We start from the raw sequence: 3,478 nt of genomic DNA, 5'->3' as shown, positions 1-3,478 counted from the left end.
GATCGGGGGCTGTTTCTCTATCCTGTGGCTGGTGCAGGGTTCGAACCTGCGTAGCTTGCGCGACAGATTTACAGGCCGCTGACCAGGGATACCTTGACCTGCAAGGTCTTGATCACGGGCCGGATCTGGTCCGCGCCTGGTCCGGATCATGGTCCCGACGACCCCCTGCCAACGGGGGTGCATGGGCGGGATAGGGGCGGACTGTTACGAGTTTCGCTACTTCATCAAGGCTCGCTGCGCTCGCGGCGCTGGCCCGCCGCTCGCCTCCGCTCCTGTCTGCACCCCACGACGACGACGGCCGGCCGCGCCAGGGCGGACGGACGACGTAAGGACAAACCCGCCGCGGCCGGGGGCGGGCGCCGGCGCGAGTTAGCTCTCCGCTTCTTCGGGCAGGTACTTGGTCAGCGTCGTGGTGAGATCCTTGTAGGCCTGCTTGTAGACCTCGGCCTTGATGGTTCGCGGATAGAGCAGGAATCCGTAGTCACGCGCGACGATTGAGCCGTTGATCTCTTTCGACCAGAGGAGGTCAACGAGCGGAGGCATGATCTTTGCTGCCACGTCGTCGCTTCCGTTGCCCGTGGCTGCGTTCATGCAATATCGAATCCCGCCGATGGCAAGGTCGACGAGGGAGCTCACATGAGATGCTCCGTCGCATGACATCGAATAGTGCACAACGCGCTCAACTTTTGGCTGGCGTCCGTCGGGAAGGTTTAGCGGCTGTTGGAATCGGTCTCGGAAGTAGCTGAAGCCAAACTTCGGGTCGACGCGATCGATGCAGACTGCACCATAGTCATCCAGCTCTTCGAGGTATGCCATCCCAAACTTTGCGATGATCGCATTGAGCCCGTACTCGGCTGTCCTGTCTGCCTGTCCGCTGGCGATGCCATGGTGGATCGCGTAGACGAAGAGGTCTACCCCTATCTCTGATGCGCGCTCCAGGGCTGTGCGCTTCGCATCGGTCCACGTTGCCAGATCCATCCCCTTCGGGCGGGATGCAGTCTGAAACTTGAACTGATCAGTGTCCTGAAACCCGTATTGCTCGCGAACCTCCTGCACCATGTCATGGGCTGCTGCTATTTGAGAGCTTTCCATCGCGAGGCCGCCGCAGATAAAGAAGGTTCCATCCTTTGGCGAGTTATTGGTTTCATCTACGAATAGCCACCTCATTGGCGCCCCTTACCTACTCCAACGCTGGGTCTGCCAGGCTACCCGATTCGGGATTTCACTGGCTAGGGGGTTGATATATCGCTTGACATTTTCCAGGGGTACTGGCAAATGGCCTGAGGGGTGGCGCCGTTGATTTGCTGTGATCCCGCCAAGGGGAGTGGCGTTACAGCTGGATCCGCCCGGGCCGCCTCCGGGCCGGGCGAGGTCTACCGGAGGCGACCAACGTTGACAGCCGGTGATAGGAAACGTGCTGGTCAGCAGGGTGGGCGAGTGCCCAGCCGCTGACCAGCCCGGTGGCTGATCAGAACTCGGACATCAGGTCAGAGCGTCCGCGATGAGCTCCATCGAGTCCACGATCACCACGGCGCCAGCGGCGGCGAGCCTGACATCCTTCCCTGGCCTGTTGGCGTATCCGATTGTCGGGACACCAGCGGCCTTCCCGGCCTCGACGTCGCGGGCCGCGTCGCCGATGAAGATGCAGTGCTCCGGCCCGGTGCCCGCGGCCTCCATGGTTTCGAGCAGGAGGCGCGGGCTCGGCTTCATGGACGAGGGGTCGCCAGGGGCTCGACCGAAGACGCCGGCCACGTAGCCGCTGAGGCCGTGCTCGGTGAGGTAGGTCTCAATGGCCGCACCCGAGTTGTTGCTAACGACCGAGACCAACCGACCGGAGCGGACGGCAGCTCGCAGAACCGATTCTCCGCCCAGGGTCGGGCGAGCTACCCGAACAGCTTCGGTCTCCAGTGCGGTCAGCACGGCGTCCGCGCTGGCCGTGAGATCGGGGCGGGCGCCCGAGATCAGCCGGAGCAGGGCGAGCGGATCGTTCTCCTCCTCCGCCCCGGCCGGGGCCCGCTCGCCCGCAGCGAGCAGGTCTTCACAGAGTCGGCGCGCGACCTCCGGGGCGGGCAGGCCGGCGAAGACCGAGCAGACCGGGCCGTCGAAGTCGAGCAGCACGTGCTTCACCGGCCGCAGCACGTCGGCGAGTTGCTGACGGGTGGCGGTCATGGCTGCCGCTCGTAGGCGATCGTGGACCACACGCTGTCGAACCACATCTGGGCCTGCTGGACGTACTGCGAGCCGAGCGAGGCGTCGTCCGGGCCGGCGGCGTGGTGGAACAGGGTGGTGTCCTTGCCGGTCACGTCGTAGAAGGTGTGGGCGGTGTCGTCGATCGCCACGGTGCGCTCGCGGAGCGGGTAGAAGCCGAAGAACGCCTCCGACCGGTTCAGGATGTACAGCTTGAACAGGCTGGACGCCCGGTGGACCTTGACCTGGACGCTCGCCTTCTGGACCAGGCCCAGCTCAGCCAGCATCTCCACCGAGTGGGCGATGCCGCCGGCGTTCGTCAGGGCGATGTTGCGGGCGCGCTGCCGGAGGACGGCCTCGTCCTGGAGCCCGTCGACCAGGACCGGTACGGCCATGGGCGCCGTGGTGTCCGGCAGCAGCAGGCGGACCGTGATGGATTCCGGCGCCAGCCGCCCGGAGCGGACCTTGTCGAGCGGCTCCTGGAGCGCGTTGTGCAGCGTCTCGCTGGAGAAGCCGGCGAAGTCGAGCGTCACTTGCTGCTGCTCGAAGGCCGCTTCGAGGTGCGGCCGCAGCCCAACCGGCCGAGAGGTGCGCTCCCGGACGAACGAGCCGCTGCCTTGCCGGGTCACGATCAGCCCCTCGGTGCGGAGCAGGTCGAGCGCCTTGTCCACCGTGCCGCGCGCCACGCCGAAGTGCTTGGCCAGCTCGGGACCGGAGGGAAGCTTGTCGCCGGGCTCGAACCCTGGCTGCTTCGTGAGGATCGAGGCCCGCAGAGAGCCGCGGACCTGCTGGTACGGGGGGCGAGAGTCATCCGGGTCTAGGGCCATAGACCAATGCTAGGGGAGGCGCCCAACAGGCGCGAGAAACCCGACTCTCTTGACCTGCCTAAGCAGGTTGTCTATGTTGTGGGTGTCGCACCAAGTGAGACAGGGGCGACACAGAGGGGCCTTCTTTGGGCTGCTCTGACCTGCACAAATGCGCCCGTGAATGGCCGGCTGCCGCCGCGTCCAGGGCGAAGGGGCCCGGGATAGATCGGGCCGAGGTACCCGGCGCCTGGGCAGTCCGGAGGGCACGACCGAAAGGTCACGCCGTCCACGCCTGAACGGGAGCTCGCTCCCCAAGAGGACGGCATTTCGGGCCCTGCTCCGCTTCGGCGGAGTGGGGCCCGAGCTGTGAACGAGTGACTTTGGCCCGGCCCTTCCGTTCGCGGTGGGGCCGTGGCCATGGCTACTCGTGCATCGCAAGTAGCTGGGCCCAGATGAGTCGGGCCGCCGCGCTCCCGGCCAAGGTT

General features: G+C 65.8%; 3 protein-coding genes. All 3 read right to left on the bottom strand.

What is annotated here, in order from left to right:
- Positions 1 to 369 precede the first annotated feature (369 nt).
- Positions 370 to 1,167 carry a hypothetical protein gene (locus tag ACFU6K_RS34215; RefSeq protein ID WP_380669766.1) on the bottom strand — a complete coding sequence of 266 codons (798 nt, stop codon included), beginning with the start codon at positions 1,165 to 1,167 and terminating at the stop codon, positions 370 to 372.
- Between the two features lie 315 nt (positions 1,168 to 1,482).
- Positions 1,483 to 2,169, bottom strand: a complete 687-nt coding sequence (locus ACFU6K_RS34210; protein ID WP_380669764.1) for an HAD family hydrolase — start codon at positions 2,167 to 2,169, stop codon at positions 1,483 to 1,485.
- Positions 2,166 to 3,014 (bottom strand): GntR family transcriptional regulator, encoded by an 849-nt coding sequence (locus ACFU6K_RS34205; protein ID WP_380669762.1) that lies wholly within the window; start codon positions 3,012 to 3,014, stop codon positions 2,166 to 2,168. The genes ACFU6K_RS34210 and ACFU6K_RS34205 overlap by 4 nt, the downstream gene beginning before the upstream one ends.
- Positions 3,015 to 3,478 lie beyond the last annotated feature (464 nt).

Source organism: Kitasatospora sp. NPDC057512, assembly GCF_042802135.1.
In the GTDB taxonomy this organism is placed as follows: domain Bacteria; phylum Actinomycetota; class Actinomycetes; order Streptomycetales; family Streptomycetaceae; genus Kitasatospora.
This window is presented reverse-complemented; position numbering and strand designations above follow the sequence as displayed.

What these genes read in the sequence shown, in the direction of transcription:
- ACFU6K_RS34215 (WP_380669766.1), bottom strand. Translation starts at nt 1,167, where the DNA reads ATGAGGTGGCTATTCGTAGATGAAACCAATAACTCGCCAAAGGATGGA.
- ACFU6K_RS34210 (WP_380669764.1), bottom strand. Translation starts at nt 2,169, where the DNA reads ATGACCGCCACCCGTCAGCAACTCGCCGACGTGCTGCGGCCGGTGAAG.
- ACFU6K_RS34205 (WP_380669762.1), bottom strand. Translation starts at nt 3,014, where the DNA reads ATGGCCCTAGACCCGGATGACTCTCGCCCCCCGTACCAGCAGGTCCGC.